This is a genomic window from Roseateles saccharophilus, assembly GCF_031458095.1.
Taxonomy (GTDB): Bacteria; Pseudomonadota; Gammaproteobacteria; order Burkholderiales; family Burkholderiaceae_C; genus Pelomonas; species Pelomonas saccharophila_A.
The window spans coordinates 400,189-415,728 of sequence record NZ_JAVDXU010000005.1 but is presented as its reverse complement, the minus strand read 5'-3'; the positions used below and the strand labels follow the sequence as shown (position 1 = coordinate 415,728).

Below are 15,540 nucleotides of genomic sequence, written 5' to 3'. Positions count from 1 at the left end.
TCGCGTCTGCAGGCCCTCGTGAGCCCGACACCGCTGCGACAGGCCGCGAGTTTATGCAGGTCGGCGAAGGCCCGTGCCAGCGCTCAGGCCTTCTTGAACCCGACGTAGCTCACGCCGATCACATGGCCCTGGCCGTCCTTGATCGGCCTGTAGCAGGCGTCGAACAGCGTGCCGAGCACGTCCACCTCGCCGCGGAAAGACTGGCCGCGGCTGACGGCCTCATGGGCCTTGGCCCGCGCCAGCGGCGTGCCGACGCCGCGCATGCCCTCCGGCGTCAGCACGTTGGTGCTGACGCGCACGAAGTCGTCGCCCGACTTCACGAACAACGTCGCCGTCGCGCCGAGAGCCTTCTTGAGCTCGTCCACCAGCGCATATTGCTTGTTCAATTTGTGGCTGCCGAAATACAGGCCCGGCACTTCCCGGTCGCCGACGCGCTCGGTGCCCTGCAACCGGGGCGTGCCGAGTTGCGCCAGGCGCTCCTCCAGCTCGGCCATGGCGCGCTCGGGATTGCCGGTGTCATGCAAGCGGAAGAAGGCGACCGCATCGACCAGCTGCTGCGCCTGGTCGCGCAGGCTCGTGGCCGCTGCGGCGCTCTGCTCGACCAGCGCGGCGTTCTGCTGCGTGGTCTGGTCCATCTGGGTGACGGCCTCACCCACGTCGCTGACCTGCCGGGCCTGCACGGCGCTGGCGGCGCTGATCTCGTTGACGATACGGTCCACCTTGCCGATGGCGTCCACCACCTGTTGCATCGTCTCGCCCGCGCCATCCACCTGGCGCGAGCCCCGCTGCACCTGCTCGCCGCTGTCGGTGATCAGCTGCTTGATCTCCCTGGCCGCCGCGGCGCTGCGCTGGGCGAGACTGCGCACCTCCCCGGCCACGACGGCGAAGCCCCGTCCCTGCTCGCCCGCGCGGGCGGCCTCGACCGCGGCGTTGAGCGCCAGGATGTTGGTCTGGAAAGCAATGCTGTCGATGACGCCAATGATCTCGGCGATGCGCGACGAACTGGTGCTGATGCCGCGCATCGTTTCCACCACGCCGCCCACCACGGCGCCGCCCTGCGCCGCGGCGACGCTGGCTTGCGTCGCCACGCCGCTGGCGTCGCCCGCATGGTCGGCGCTGAGCATGACCTGATGGCGCAGGGCGTCCATCGCCCCCGCGGTGCGCTGCAGTGCGGCGGCCTGCAGCTCGGTGCGCTGGGAGAGGTCCATGTTGCCGGTGGCAATCTCGGCGCTGGCCATGGCCACGCCTTCGGCGCCTTCGCGCACCTGGGCCACGACGCCGATCCATCGCTGCTGCATCTGAGCGAGGCCCGACAGGATGCTGGCGTCGTCGCCCGGCCGCACCGGCAGGCGGTAGGCCAGGTCACCCTCGGCGATGCAGCGCAGATGCCGCGCCACGTCGCTCGGCTCACCCCCCAGCGCGCGTACCGTTGCGCGCGACAGCACCACCGCCAGCGCCCCGCCGGACAGCACGCTGACCGTCAACAGGACCCAGATGGCCAGGCGCGCCGTTGCCTGGCCTTCGCCGGGCGCTTGGCCGAGCGCCTGCAGCGCGGCCCAGCTGATCGCGACCGTCAGCACGATCAGCCAGCCGAATGCGAGCAGCAGCTTCTGCGCGGTTCCGAACCCGACTCTGCGGCCGAGCGGGTCACGGCCGTCGCGCTGCGAGCCTGGCGGGCTGGAATGGCGCATCGCGATCTCCTTCTTCATCAAGCTGTTTCACAAATCCCGCCCGGGGCGCGAGGCCGCCATCGTCGCAACATGACATCGATGGCCCTCCCCGCGAGCGGTGCTGTAACACCGCGTGCCGCGACTTTGTTCACGCCAACGAAAGGACCTGGGCTAGCACGGCAACTGCGATGACCGCAGGCACCTTGCCGGTGACACCCTGCACCCCGATGGGGCAGGTCACCTGGGCGCGCTCGGCCTCGGTGAAGCCGCGCGCCTCCAGGCGCTGGCGAAAGCTCGCCCATTTGGTTCGGCTGCCGATCATGCCGATGAAGGCCAGGTCGCCCTGCTCGCGCTGGCGCTTCAGGCAGGCGGCGACGAGGTCGAAGTCCTCGGCATGGTTGTGGCTCATGATGAGCACGGCCGAGCCGGGCGCCAGGTCGGCCACGGCGTCGACTGCCGGGTTGCAGACCTCCTGGCGCCAGCCGCGCTCGGGCGGCCGCTCGGGGAACTGGTTCTCGCGGCTGTCGATCCAGTGCAGGGCCAGCGGCAGGTCGCGGGCGATGTGGGCGATGGCCGCGCCCACATGGCCGGCGCCGAACAGAGCCAGCGGCCGCAATGGCGCCTGCGGCAGGCGGGCCGCCAGGTCCTCATCCGCCGCGACGCGCTCAAAGCGCAGCCAGACGACGCCGCCGCAGCATTGGCCGAGGCTGGCACCCAGCGGGTAGCGCACCTCTTCTTCCAGCTCACCGCCCGCCAGCGCCGCGCGGGCGCGGGCGATGGCGTCGAACTCCAGATGGCCACCGCCGACGGTGCCGCGGATGGCGTCGCTGCCGACAGCCATCCACGCCCCGACTTCACGCGGCACGCTGCCGGTGGTGCGGGAGACAGTGACGAGAACGACGGCTTCAGCTTCCACGGTAAGTTGAATAGCTCCAGGGCGAGGCCAGCAGGGGCACGTGGTAGTGGCTGCTCTCGTCGGCAATGCCGAAATCCAGCGGCACCTCGTCCAGGAAGGCGGGCTCGGGCAGCTTGTCGCCGCGGGCGCGGAAATAGGCCGCCACCTCGAAGACCAGGCGGTAGCGGCCGGCCATGAAGGTCGCCCCCTCCAGCACCGGCCCATCGGCACGGCCGTCGGCGTTCAGGTGCAGGCTGCGCAGCCATTTGGGGCCTTCCGCGTCGAAGCGGTAGAGCCGTACGGCCATGCCGGCGGCCGGGCAGCCGTTGGCGGTGTCCAGCACATGTGTTGTGAGTTTGCCCATGGAATCTCCGTTGATGGAAGCGCTGGGCGAGCCCCTCGCGAGTGCGCGCGCCTGGATACGGGATGCAGCGCCAGACGCAAACCGCAGCCATAGCTCGTGCTATGGCGCGGATTTGCAACGCCGCGAGCGCCCGTAGCCAGGATGCGCGCGCCGCGAGGGGCTTGCTCAGCGCTTCCTTAGGGCAAAGTGTAGGGATGAGCAACGCCCGCTACCCCCGCGATTTGATCGGCTACGGCGAGAACCCGCCCCATGCGCAGTGGCCCGGGGGCGCCCGAGTGGCCGTGCAGTTCGTCCTCAACTACGAGGAAGGCGGCGAAAACTCGGTGCTGCATGGCGATGCCGGCAGCGAGCAATTCCTGTCAGAGATGTTCAACCCGGCCAGCTATCCAGCCCGCCACCTGAGCATGGAGGGCATCTACGAATACGGCTCGCGCGTCGGCGTCTGGCGGCTCTTGAAGGAATTCGAGCAGCGCGCCCTGCCGCTGACCGTCTTCGGCGTGGGCATGGCGCTGGAGCGCCACCCCGACGTGACCCAGGCCTTTGTGGAGCTGGACCATGAGATCGCCTCCCACGGCTGGCGCTGGATCCACTACCAGAACATGGAGGAGGACACCGAACGCGCCCACCTGGCCCAGGCCATGGCCAGCCTCAAGCGCCTGACCCTGGGCCGCGACCCGCATGGCCTGGGTTGGTACACCGGCCGCGACAGCCCCAACACCCGCCGCCTGGTGGCCGACTTTGGCGGCTTCGAGTACGACAGCGACTACTACGGCGACGACCTGCCCTTCTGGCTGCAGGTCCGCAAGACCAATGGCGAGCTGGCGCCCCATCTGGTCGTGCCCTACACGCTGGACTGCAATGACATGCGCTTCGCCCTGCCCCAGGGCTTCAGCCATTCAGAGCCCTTCTTCGAGTACCTGCGTGATTCCTTTGACGTGCTCTATGCCGAAGGCGCCGACAGCCCGAAGATGATGAGCATCGGCATGCACTGCCGCCTGCTGGGCCGCCCGGGGCGCATGCGCGCACTGCAGAAGTTCCTGGACCATATCGAGGCGCATGACCGCGTCTGGGTCTGCCGGCGCCTGGACATCGCGCGACACTGGAAAGCCGTCCACCCCTTTGACGCCAAGACGGCCTTCGTCTGGGAATGATGACTCTCGACCAACTCAATCAAGCCAGCGCCGCGGACTTCGTCGCGCTGCTGGACGGCACCTACGAACACTCGCCGTGGATCGCCGAGCGCGCCGCGGCTGCACGCCCCTTCAAGAGCCTGGCCGCGCTGAAGGTGGCCCTGGCCCGCGTGGTGCGCGAGGCCAGCGTCGACGAGCAACTCGGCCTGATCCGCGCCCACCCCGAGCTGGCCGGCAAGGCAGCGGTGGCGGGCGAGCTGACAGCAGAGTCGACCAACGAGCAGCAGAAGGCCGGGCTGACGGCCTGCACGCCGGAGGAATTCGCGAAGCTGCAAAAGCTCAACGCCGACTACAACGCGCGCTTCGGCTTTCCATTTATCTTGGCCGTGCGCGGGCCACGTGGCACGGGATTCACGCGCGCCGAGATCATCGCCACCTTTGAGCGACGGCTGCGCGCCCACCCGGACCTGGAGCGCGCCGAGTGTTTGCGCCAGATCCACCGCATCGCCGAGATCCGCCTCAACGACAAGTTCGGCGTGAAGCCTGAACTCGGTGAACAGCTCTGGGACTGGGCCGCTGCACTGGCTGCCCACAGCGACACCGAGGATTTCCTGACCTGCACCTATGCCACGCCGGCCCACACGGCCGTCGCCGAGCAGCTGATGGCCTGGATGCGCGAATGCGGCTTCGACGAGGTCAGCCGTGACGCGGTGGGCAATGTCGTCGGCCTCTACAAGGGCACGGGCGACAAGACGCTGCTGACCGGCAGCCATTACGACACCGTGCGCCGCGCCGGGCGCTTCGACGGGCGGCTGGGCATTTTTGTGCCCATGCTGGTCGTGCGCGAACTGCACCGCCAAGGCAAGCGCCTACCCTTCGGCCTCGAAGTCGTCGGTTTCTCCGAGGAAGAGGGCCAGCGCTACCCGGCCGACTTCCTCGGCTCGAGCGCGCTGATCGGCAGTTTCCAACCCGCCTGGCTCGACCAGACCGATGCGGCGGGCATCACGCTGCGCGATGCGATGCAGGCTGCCGGTCTACCCGGCACGATGCAGGCCATCCAGACGGTCAAGCGCGACGCCTCGCGCTACCTCGGCTTTGTCGAAGCCCATATCGAGCAAGGCCCGGTGCTGGACAGCCTCGACCTGCCGCTGGGCATCGTCACCAGCATCAACGGCAGCCGCCGCTACACCGGCGAGATCATCGGCCTGGCCAGCCATGCCGGCACCACGCCCATGGGCCAGCGCCGCGACGCCGCGGCCGGGGTGGCCGAGCTCATCCTGTTCACCGAGCAGCGCGCCGCCGCCGTGCCCGATGTCGTCGGCACCGTCGGCATGCTGGAGGTGCCGTCCGGCTCCATCAACGTCATCCCCGGCCGCTGCCGTTTCAGCCTGGACCTGCGTGCGACGACCGACGACGCGCGCGACGCGCTGGATGCCGACGTGCGCGCCAAGCTCGACGAGATCTGCGAGCGCCGCGGCCTGAGCTACACGCTGCAGCCCACGCTGGCCGCCAACGCCGCGCCCAGCGACGCCACCTGGCAGTCGCGCTGGGAGGCCGCGGTCGCCCAACTGGGCCTGCCCATCCACCGCCTGCCCTCGGGCGCCGGCCATGACGCCATGAAGATCCACGAACTGCTGCCCCAGGCCATGCTGTTCGTGCGCGGCGGCAATGGCGGCATCAGCCACAACCCGCTGGAATCGGTGACGGTGGATGACGCCGAACTGTCCATCCGCGCGTTTGAACGTTTGCTCGATACCCTATGACACAGAACGCCATTGACGCCTGGATTGCCGGCCACTTCAACGACGAAGTCCGCTTCCTCCAGGCCCTCGTCCGCATCCCCACCGACACGCCGCCCGGCAACAACGCACCGCACGCCGACCGCACGGCCGAACTGCTGACCGAGCTCGGCTTCGAGGTCGAGAAGCACGCCGTGCCGACTGCCGATGTGCAGGCAGCAGGCATGCAGTCCATCACCAACCTCATCGTGCGGCATCGCTTCAGCGAAGACGGCCCGACGATTGCACTGAATGCCCATGGCGACGTGGTGCCGCCCGGCGAGGGATGGGTGCACCAGCCCTATGGCGCCGAGATCGAAGACGGCAAGCTCTTTGGCCGCGCGTCGGCCGTCAGCAAGAGCGACTTTGCGACCTACACGTTTGCGCTGCTGGCGCTGAAGAACTCCGGGCTGAAGCTCAAGGGCGCCGTCGAGCTGCACTTCACCTACGACGAGGAATTCGGCGGCGAGCTGGGCCCGGGCTGGCTGCTGCAAAAAGGCCTCACCAAGCCCGACTACCTGATCGCCGCCGGCTTCAGCTACCAGGTTGTCACGGCCCACAACGGCTGCCTGCAGATGGAGGTCACCCTGCACGGCCTGGCCTCGCATGCGGCCTATCCGAGCACCGGCATCGACGCGCTGCAGGCGGCAACGAAGCTGCTGACGGCGCTCTACGCCCACAACGACGTGCTGAAGATGCGCCGCTCCGAGGTGGCCGGCATCACCCACCCCTATCTGAACGTGGGCCGCATCGAAGGCGGCAGCAACACCAATGTCGTGCCCGGCAAGGTCGTCCTCAAGCTGGACCGCCGCATGATCCCCGAGGAAGACCCGGCGGCCGTCGAGGCCGAGGTGCGCGCGCTGATCGAGAACACGGTCGCGCAGAGCCCGGGCATCAAGCTCGACATCAAGCGCCTGCTGCTGGCCAGCTCCATGAAGCCCCTGCCCGGTGCCGCGCCGCTGGTGGCCGCGCTGCAAAGGCATGGTGAGGCGGTGTTCGGCGAGCCCATCCCGACCTCGGGCACGCCGCTGTACACCGACGTGCGCCTGTACACCGCCCACGGCATCCCGGCTGCCATCTACGGCGCCGGGCCGCGCACGGTGCTTGAGAGCAATGCCAAGCGGGCCGATGAACATCTGGTGCTGGACGACCTCCAGCGAGCCACGCAAGTGGTCGCCGGCGCCCTCGCCGAGTTGCTGGCCGCCTGAGCTTCAGGCCGCGGTGATCGCCGCGTTGACCATGTCGACCAGGCCCTTCAAGCTGCTCTCGCCCCAGCCCGTCTTGATGCCGGCGACACTGCGGTCGCGTCGCAGCACGACGGTATAGGGCAGAGAACCCGGTGCCTTGAAGGTTTCCTGGCAGGCCTTGCCCGGGTCATAGGCCAAGGTCAGCTGCACATGCTCGGCCAGGGCCCGGGACAGCTTGCGAAAGACGTCGCGCTCCTCGGTATTGACGGACACGACCTGCAACCGGTCGGCGGCGGCGCGCTGCAGCTTGTCCAGATAGGGGAACTCCTCGCGGCAGTAGCCGCACCAGGAAGCCCAGAAATTGACGACGACGACCTTGCCCTCGTAGTCGGACAGCTTCAGCTCCTTGCCGTCCAGCACCTTGCCCAGCGGCGCGTCGGTCGCCACGCGCTCCAGCGGCGGCCGCGCGGGCCCGGCCTTGGGGGCATCCTCGGCATGTGCGGGCAGGCTGCCCGTCAGCGCGGCCAGGCCCGCCCAGGCCAGCAAGCCGCGTCGATCCACGATTTCCTTGTTCATTCGGCTTCTTTCAGCACCCGGTGGGGAGAGGAGAAGCCTAGGGCATCCCCTGCGATGCCCCCCCACCTAGAATCCCAGTATGCCCAAGCTGACGCACGCCCGCGCCCGCCGCCAATCCTGGTGGCTGTTGGCCGTGTTCCTGCTGGGCGTGCTGGCGCCGGGCATCAGCGCGGCGCTGGCCCATGCGCGGGGCGACTTCTCGGCCTGGCAGGACATCTGCCGCTCACCTTCGGCCTCGACGAGCGCCGTCCAACCCAAGCCCATCGAGAAGGCCCTGGACCTGCTGGCCCATGGCCATTGCCCGGCCTGCCATCTGGGCGCGGCCGATCTCATCGAAGCACCCGCGGCGCCCGAACTGCAGTTGCGTGACGACCTGATTCTGCAAGCCCCCGAGCGCTTCTGGACCGCCCCCGTCACCCCCCACGCCTGGCGGCCTGCCAGCGCTCGCGCCCCACCCGGGCTGATCTGAGTCATCCGTCGCCGCGGCCGCGAGGCCCGGCGCTTTGCCGTCGCCCCCAGGGCGATGGCCGACCCAGATCCTGCCCCTGCATGCAACCCCACTCCCTCGCGCGCGCGGCTGCCGCCTGCGCCGCCCTGTCCGTCTGGACCTTCGCCCAGGCCTGCGACGACTGCGATTGCGACGACGCGCCGCCGCCAGCTCAGGTCGCCGACACCGACGCCCCCACGCCACGCAACAGGCTCGGCCTCGTGCGCGTCCAAGGCGCCGCGCCCTCCTCCCTGCCCAGCAACATCCCGACCACCCGCGAGACGGTGACGCGCGAGGACATGGCCCGCAGCATCAACGCCACCGACGCCGAGGACGCGCTGAAATACCTGCCCAGCCTGCTGGTGCGCAAGCGCTATATCGGCGACTACAACCACGCCATCCTCTCCAGCCGCGCCTCGGGCACCGGCAACAGCGCGCGCTCGGCCGTCTATGCCGACGGCATGCTGCTGTCCAACTACCTGGGCAACGGCGTCGGCGGCCTGAGCTTCCCGCCGCGCTGGGGCCTGGTGACGCCCGAGGAGATCGAGCGCGTCGACGTCATGTACGGCCCCTTCTCGGCGGCCTACCCGGGCAACTCGGTCGGCGCCGTGGTGGACTACCAGACGCGCATGCCGACGAAGTTCGAGGCCCATGCCAAGCTCGGCGCCGCCAGCCAGTCGTCGGAGCTTTACGGCCATCAGAGCCGCTTCAACGCCTGGCAGGCCAGCGCCTCCGTCGGCGACCGCGCCGGGGATTGGAGCTGGTGGATCAACCTCAACCGCAGCGACAGCGAAGGGCAGCCCCTGACCTTTGCCACACGCACGGCCAGCACCGGCACCACGCCGGCCGCCAACAGCACGGCCCAGCCGGTGACCGGTGCCGTCCTGCAGCTCAACACCACCAACACGCCCTGGTATCTCATCGGGGCGGGCACGCGCTATCACACGGTGCAGGACCACGCCAAGCTCAAGCTGGCCTACGAGCTCAGCCCCACGCTGCGCGCCAGCTACACCCTGGGCCTGTGGCGCAACACCAGCGAGGGCAACTCCGAGAGCTGGCTGCGCAATGCGGCCGGCCAGCCGGTCTACGGCGGCGCCGTCATCATCGACGGCAAGCAATTCGCGGCCTTGACGGGCAGTGACTTCGCGGTCACGCGCGAAAAGCTGCAGCACTTCATGCACGGCCTGTCGGTGAAGAGCCACGGCGGCGGTGAATGGGATTGGGAGGTCGCCGCCAGCCTCTACGACTACGACCGCGACCACAAGCGCCAGAACGCCGGCGCCAACCCACAGCCAGGCGCACTGACGGGCGGCGCCGGCACCCTGTCCGACGGCAGCGGCACCGGCTGGCACACCCTGGCCATCAAAGGCATCTGGCGCCCCGCCGGTGGCTCGCATGTCGTCGACCTGGGCCTGCAACAGGACGGCTACAAGCTCGACTACGCCACTTCCAGCATCGCCGGCAACTACCTCGCCGACGGCCCCGGAGCCCTGGCCAGCCAGGTCGGCGGCCGCACGCAATTGCAGGCCGCCTATTTGCAGGACGCCTGGCTGATCGCGCCGGACTGGAAGGCCGTGCTGGGCCTGCGCGCCGAACGCTGGGAAGCGCGCGACGGCCGCACCGACTTCTCGGCCATGTCGTCGCAGACCTATGCGTCGCGCCGCGAACGTTTCCTGTCGCCCAAGGCGGCGCTGTCCTGGCAGGTCGCGCCGAACACCCTGCTCAAGGCCTCCGTCGGCCGCGCGGTGCGCATGCCCACGGTGGCCGAGCTCTATGGCGCGACGTCCACCGCCAATTCCAGGTTCATCAACGACCCCAACCTCAGACCCGAGAAGTCCTGGACCGGTGAGTTCAGCGCCGAACAGGCCTGGGGTGCGCTGCAGGGCCGGCTGACGCTGTTCGCCGAGACCACCCAGGATTCGCTGTACTCCCAGACCCTGTTTGACCCGGCTGCCAACACCAATATCGGCCGCGTGCAGAACGTCGAGAAGATCGCCACCAGCGGCCTGGAAGCCACGCTGGGCGCGGTGGATGTCGGGCTCAAGGGCTTGGACTTCAACACCAGCCTCACCTACACCGATTCAAAGATCAAGGCCAACGCCGGCTTCGTCGGCACGCCGGGCGACACGATGGGCAAATGGCAGCCCAACATCCCGCGCTGGCGTGCCACGGTCGTCACCGGCTATCGCTTCGACGAGCACTGGAGCGCCAGCCTGGCCGTGCGCCACAGCGGCCGCCAATACCGCACACTGAACAACAGCGACGTGAACCCCTTCGCCTACATGGGCGTCAGCAAATACACCACGGCCGACATGCGCCTGCTGTGGAAGATGGACAGGCAATGGAGCGCCGCCTTCGGCATCGACAACCTGAACAACTACCAGTACTGGAATTTCCACAACTACCCGCAGCGCAGCTACGCCGCCGAGCTGAGATTCGACCTATGAAAACCACCCTGACCGCCAGCCTGCTCGCCGTCGCCGGCGCAGCGCACGCCCACATCACGCTCGACCAGCCCGAGGCCCCGGCCGGCAGCAGCTACCGCGCCGTCTTCAAGGTCGGCCATGGCTGCGAGGGCGGCTCAGCGACCAAGGAGATCGTCATCACGCTGCCCGAAGGCCTGCGTGGCGCCAAGCCCATGCCCAAACCGGGCTGGACCCTGACCACCCGGCAAAGGCCGCTCAAGACCCCCTACGACAGCCATGGCAAGGCCGTCACCGAGGAGCTGGCCGAGGTGCGCTGGACAGCCAATGGCGAGGCCAACCAACTGCCCGACGCCTGGTATGACGAATTCATCCTGCGCGCCTCCCTGCCCGCTGAGGCGGGCGAGCTGGCCTTTGCCGTGCGCCAGGTCTGCACCCAGGGCGAATGGAACTGGGCCGAGCTGCCGACGGCCGCCAATCCCAGGCCGCGCGCCCCGGCGGTGCGGCTGAAGGTCATCCCGGCTCGCGCCGAGGCTCACGCCCACTGAAGCCTAAAAAAGCCGGGCCGACCCCGGCTGATCGCGGCTTCGTTCACGGCCGGCTGCGCCGATGATTCAGCCCGTCACCAGTGCACGGCCCCCGGCAACGCTGCGGCCCCTGGCGAGGCGGATAACGCGATCCGCCCGCGACCATGAAAGCACAAGTTCCTGGCCCGCCCGCGTCACCCCGGTGTCGCTCGTCGAAGGCCGCCTGCGCTGTGTGAACGCCGCAGCCCTACGCACCCCAAAGGTGTGTCCCGGGCGGCGTGAAGCGCTCTTGCGCCCCGCCTGGCTCCGTCCAGGCGGGGCTTTCCTTTCTCTAGCGCATTGCCACGATGCCGCCTTCGGTCGCCGGTGCAATCAGGAAGAGGCCCGGCTCGCCGCGCTCCCCGCTCTTCACCTGCACATCCACTAGGCAGACCGAGCCCACTGGCGTCGCCCTCAGCAGGCGCGTCTTGCGCGGCTGCGGCGAGCGGCCCAGCCTGTCGATCAGTTCGCGGTAGACCGCCAGGCGGCCCGTGTCGGCGCCGGCGCCCAGGCTGCCGTCGATCGTGAATTGGGCGGTCAGGCCCCAAGCGTCGCTGGCATTCCAGCGGCTGTCGAAATCTTCGAGCTGGCGCTGCAACGACGCCTTGTCGTCGCAGGCCGAGGTGGTGGTGGAGGCCTCGGCGCGCAAGACCAGCGCGCTGGCGGCGACGAAGCCCAAGGCGATGACGAGGGTCGAGAACAGGCCGCGCGAGGCAGCGGGAGCGAGGTGTTTCATGGGGATCTCCTGAAAAGACAAGAAGTGGGTGCGCCGGCGGCGCGGGTGAGAGTGGCAAAACGGAGGGTGAGAGGCGTCATTGCGGCCGGCCGAGCGACCAGCTGCGCTCACCCAGGCCCGAGTCCGAGCCCTGGATCTGCCCGCCGGTGACCACGCCTTGCGCCGACCACACATGCCCGCCGAAGAACGGGGCCGTCGTGCTGCCACGCGGGCAGTTCACCGTCAGCACCGAGTTCCAGCGCGTGCTCAGCGCAAGCGTGTAGCGCGCAGGACGGGTGGATTCGTCGACGACCAGCTGGCCCGTGGTGTCGGCCTGCGCCAGCGACAGCCGGGTGGGCGACACGGTATGGGTGCAGACCGGATCGAGCATGGTGTAGACATGCTCGGCATCACCGCTCGGCCGGTAGACCCGCAGCGTGTCGGTGCTCTGCGCCGCGTCCAGTGTCCAGCGGGTGGCGAGCTTGAACTCGTGGCCCGTGAGGAGGTCGCCGACGACACCCTTCAGCGAGCCCACCCAGGCGTCCTCGGTGACGCGGATCCTGGCGGTCAGCAGCAGGCGGCGGCCGCTGGCGCCGTGGACGCTGCGAAAGCGCAGGGTTAGCGGATTGGTGGCCGGCACCTGGGCCGGCGCGGTGTAGACCACGCCGGCCTGCGGCTCGACGGCCAGCGTGCCGAGGCTCGCCGCCGGCGCGTCGCTGCCTTCCAGCGTCCACTGACGCTGGAAGCCGGGCTTGGCGTTGAGCACCGGCACGGTGACGTCACGCAACACCGGCATGGGAATGCACAGATCGTCCGGGTCGCCGCTTGCACAGGCGATGTCGCGCATCGCGTAGATGCTGACCGGCATAAAGCGCTGGCTGCCCAGCACGCGCACCGTTGCCGCGGCGGGCAGCAGCTTGTGCGCCTTGACGCGCACGAAGTCCGCCTTCAGCACGGACGATGCGGCGGCGGGCTTGGCCTGCAGCGTGCTGGCTGTCGGCTGCGCAGGCCACAGGCCGGGCGGCAGGCTGACCTGCAACAGGTGCTGGGCTTCGTCGTGAGCGGCCAGTGGCAGCACCCACCAGCTGCCGTCGACCTGGCGCAGCGCAATGCGGTCCTGCGTGACGTCGTCGGCGTTCTCGTCGGCGCCATAGCGCAGCGACAGCGTCAGCGTGCGGGCGGGACGCTCGGGCAGGCTCAGGCTCAGCCCGGGGCCCACGCCGTCAGGCAGCGGGTTGCCGGTCGGCCGCAGCAGCGCCGTGCCGGCCTGGCTGAAGCTGCCGTCGGGCAGCTCCAGTTGCAGGCTGCCGTCGGCTGCGCTCAGCCGGCGGGTGGCGGGAGTGAAAGGCAGCGGCGTGCCGTCGCCCACGGGTTGCGGGGCCGCCGTCGTCAGCACCGCCTCGCTGCCGGTGCGGGCGCTGGCGGAGGCGGCGACGCTGCCGTCCGTGCGGACGAGGCGGTAGGCGTAGCCGGTGTCGGCACTCAGGCCGCTGTCCAGCCACAGGCCGGCGTCGCTGTCGACTTCGGCGACGGCGGCAAAAGCGCCACCGTCACCGCTGCGGCGTTCGAGCCGCCAGCGGGTGCCGGGGCTGCCGCCGCTCCAGCTGACGGTGGCATGCATGGCGGAGCCTGACACCGCGGTCATCGTCGCGGCGGGTGCGGGGGGCGTGGGCGTAGGTATGGGCGTCGATGGAGAAGGCGGCACGGCAGGGGCGGCGCTGTCGCCACCTCCGCCACAGCCGGCGAGCAGCAGCAGGCCGGCGCACAACGGCGCGAGCAGGCGCAGGGAAGCGGTCATGGGAAGACTCCAGAACGTGGGTGGGTGGGGAAAGCGGGCGCCGCGGCGCCCTCGCGCTCACAGCCAGTGCCGCATCAGCACGACGTCGAGGTCGCTGCCGTTGGCCTCTCCGGCCTGCAGCACGCGCACGGTCGTCACGCGCTCGTCGGGCTGCAGGGCCAGCGCACGGCCAGCGTCGGTCTTGGTACCGGCCGCCACCGCCGTGGTGCGGATGCCGCCGGGGCCGAAGGTGGTGTCGGCGCTGCCGTCGGCCTTCAGTCGCAGCAGCACCGTGTCGGCGCTGGAGCTGTTGCCGGTGTAGACCCAGCCCCCCAGCAGCAGCCGGCCATCGGCCTGGCGGACGATGGCCGTGGCCTCGTCCCAGTTGTCGGCGCTGATCGCGACGACGGCGCGACCGCCCGTGCCGAAGCTCGCATCCAGGCCGCCATTGGGCAGCAGGCGCACAGCAGCGAAGTCATGGTCACGATGGCCCGCCAGCACCAGCTGGTTGTCGGGCGTGACGACGACGCTGCGCGCCGCCCCGGTGACGCTACCGAACAGGCTGCGCACGATGCCGCCGGTGCCAAAGCCCGTGTCCAGCGTGCCGTTGCCGCGGTAGGCAGCGGCGATGAAGTCGCCCTCGCCGCCCACGGCGACGATGCGCGACACGCCGCCGACGGTCTGCAGCGCCAGGCCGTAGATGGTCTCGCGCGCGCCGTCGCTGCCGATGGGGGTCAGCACCTTGCCGCCGCTGCCGAAGCCGGAGTCCAGGCTACCGTCGGCGTTGTAGCGGGCCAGCGCGAAGTCGGTGCCGTTGGCGCCCTGGGCGCTGTCGCCCGCCAGCACGATCTTGCCGTCGGGCTGCAGCAGCAGCGCATAGGCCTTGTCGGCGCCGTTGCCGAAGGCGGTGATGACCCGGCCGCCGTTGCCGAAGCTGGTGTCCAGCGAGCCGTCGGCGTTGTAGCGGGCCAGCGCGAAGTCGTAGCCGCTGACGCCCTGGTCGCTCGTGCCGGCGACGAGTATCTTGCCGTCCGGCTGCACGACCACGGCCTGGGCTTCGTCGCTGCGGCCGCCGTTGTTGAAGGCGGTGGCGACCTTGCCGCCGTTGCCGAAGCTGGTGTCCAGGCCGCCGTCGCGCAGGTGGCGCACCAGCAGGAAGTCGGTGCCGCTGGCGACCGTGGTGATGCCAAAGCCGGCCACCACGGCCTTGCCGTCGGCCTGCACGGCCACGCCGCGCACATAGTCGTCGGTGAGCCCTCCGGGCGTCACCAGGGTGCCGCCCCCGAAGCTGGTGTCGATGTCGCCGGCGGCGCCGCGCACGGTCACCGTCAGCGGCTTGCTGGCGCCGACGGTGCCGGCGCTGCCCTTGACCGTGACGGAGGTCGGCAGCGAATGCGGGGCCGTGAGGGCGGCTTGCAGGATCAGCGTACCGGTGCTGCTGCCGGCTGGCACATTGAGTGCGGCCGCAGTGGCGCCGGCGGGCAGGCTGTCGGCGCTGAACTGGATGGCGTCGGTGAAGCCGGCGTCGCGCTGCACCGTGACGGCCAGCGTCGCCTGCTGGCCCTGCCAGACGATCGCCTTGGACGTGTCCAGCGTGAAGCTGAAGCTGGCGGCTGGTGCAGGCGCCGGCGCGGGGCCGGGCTGGGGTTGCTGGGGCTGCGGCGCCGAGTCGGGCGTGGTGGCGCTGCCGCCACCGCCACAGGCGGCCAGGGCGGCGCAGAGAGTGGCGCTCAGCAGCAGTGCATGAGCGGGACGACGGTTGAGAGTTGAAGCGAGCATGGTGTTCCTGGGGTGGACGGTGGAGGAGGCCCTGGACCGGAAGGCTTCCGTTCAGGGGGTGGCGCCACTGTGCCGAGCGGCCCCCCCGCTGCCATCCGCCGAAAGGGCCAGTGCCACCGGTCGCGAAGAGCCATGCCGCCCTGGCCCGGCCATGGCCCATCGGAGCGATGCAGCGGCGGCGGCGGGCCGGAAC

General features: G+C 69.9%; 12 protein-coding genes and 1 pseudogene. 6 read left to right on the top strand and 7 right to left on the bottom strand.

Annotated elements, in window-relative coordinates; translation table 11 throughout:
• Positions 1-83: 83 nt before the first annotated feature.
• The 3 genes and pseudogenes from J2X20_RS27330 to uraH all read right to left on the bottom strand — a co-directional run.
• A pseudogene (locus tag J2X20_RS27330) lies at positions 84-1,376 on the bottom strand (methyl-accepting chemotaxis protein); the annotation flags it as partial.
• Between the two features lie 442 nt (positions 1,377-1,818).
• A complete protein-coding gene (xdhC, locus tag J2X20_RS27325; RefSeq protein WP_310272523.1) occupies positions 1,819-2,586 on the bottom strand; it encodes a xanthine dehydrogenase accessory protein XdhC in 768 nt (255 codons plus the stop codon).
• A complete protein-coding gene (gene uraH, locus J2X20_RS27320; RefSeq protein ID WP_310272521.1) occupies positions 2,576-2,929 on the bottom strand; it encodes a hydroxyisourate hydrolase in 354 nt (117 codons plus the stop codon). The genes xdhC and uraH overlap by 11 nt, the downstream gene beginning before the upstream one ends.
• A gap of 194 nt (positions 2,930-3,123) precedes the next feature.
• On the opposite strand from uraH, the gene puuE reads away from it, so the two are divergent.
• The 3 genes from puuE to J2X20_RS27305 are packed head-to-tail and all read left to right on the top strand — an operon-like array spanning position 3,124 to position 7,045.
• The gene (gene puuE / locus J2X20_RS27315; RefSeq protein ID WP_310272519.1) at positions 3,124-4,080 is read left to right on the top strand and encodes an allantoinase PuuE; all 957 of its coding nucleotides are present in this window, start codon (positions 3,124-3,126) and stop codon (positions 4,078-4,080) included.
• Entirely contained in the window at positions 4,077-5,822 is a 1,746-nt protein-coding gene (gene uraD / locus J2X20_RS27310) for a 2-oxo-4-hydroxy-4-carboxy-5-ureidoimidazoline decarboxylase (protein WP_409034208.1), read from the top strand. The genes puuE and uraD overlap by 4 nt, the downstream gene beginning before the upstream one ends.
• Positions 5,819-7,045, top strand: coding sequence for an ArgE/DapE family deacylase (locus J2X20_RS27305; protein ID WP_310272516.1), 1,227 nt, complete (start codon positions 5,819-5,821; stop codon positions 7,043-7,045). The genes uraD and J2X20_RS27305 overlap by 4 nt, the downstream gene beginning before the upstream one ends.
• Positions 7,046-7,048: 3 nt before the next feature.
• On the opposite strand, the gene J2X20_RS27300 is transcribed toward J2X20_RS27305, so the two are convergent.
• Positions 7,049-7,600: a TlpA disulfide reductase family protein gene (locus J2X20_RS27300; RefSeq protein ID WP_310272514.1), complete on the bottom strand. Its 552-nt coding sequence runs from the start codon at positions 7,598-7,600 to the stop codon at positions 7,049-7,051.
• 79 nt (positions 7,601-7,679) lie between these two features.
• On the opposite strand from J2X20_RS27300, the gene J2X20_RS27295 reads away from it, so the two are divergent.
• The 3 genes from J2X20_RS27295 (at position 7,680) to J2X20_RS27285 (ending at position 11,058) form a co-directional block, all read left to right on the top strand.
• Positions 7,680-8,069 carry a DUF2946 family protein gene (locus J2X20_RS27295; RefSeq protein WP_310272512.1) on the top strand — a complete coding sequence of 130 codons (390 nt, stop codon included), beginning with the start codon at positions 7,680-7,682 and terminating at the stop codon, positions 8,067-8,069.
• Between the two features lie 80 nt (positions 8,070-8,149).
• Complete coding sequence (locus J2X20_RS27290) at positions 8,150-10,534, top strand: TonB-dependent receptor (protein ID WP_310272510.1); 2,385 nt, start codon at positions 8,150-8,152, stop codon at positions 10,532-10,534.
• On the top strand, positions 10,531-11,058 hold the full coding sequence (locus tag J2X20_RS27285) for a YcnI family copper-binding membrane protein (RefSeq protein ID WP_310272508.1): 528 nt from the start codon (positions 10,531-10,533) through the stop codon (positions 11,056-11,058). Before J2X20_RS27290 ends, J2X20_RS27285 begins: the two co-directional genes overlap by 4 nt.
• Before the next feature lie 310 nt (positions 11,059-11,368).
• Here the strand turns inward: J2X20_RS27285 and J2X20_RS27280 are convergent, their stop codons facing one another.
• From J2X20_RS27280 to J2X20_RS27270, 3 genes are all read right to left on the bottom strand, one after another.
• On the bottom strand, positions 11,369-11,812 hold the full coding sequence (locus tag J2X20_RS27280) for a hypothetical protein (RefSeq protein ID WP_310272506.1): 444 nt from the start codon (positions 11,810-11,812) through the stop codon (positions 11,369-11,371).
• Positions 11,813-11,888: 76 nt separating this feature from the next.
• Entirely contained in the window at positions 11,889-13,589 is a 1,701-nt protein-coding gene (locus J2X20_RS27275; protein WP_310272505.1) for a hypothetical protein, read from the bottom strand.
• Positions 13,590-13,646: 57 nt separating this feature from the next.
• On the bottom strand, positions 13,647-15,347 hold the full coding sequence (locus J2X20_RS27270; RefSeq protein WP_310272503.1) for an NHL repeat-containing protein: 1,701 nt from the start codon (positions 15,345-15,347) through the stop codon (positions 13,647-13,649).
• Between the last annotated feature and the right edge of the window lie 193 nt (positions 15,348-15,540).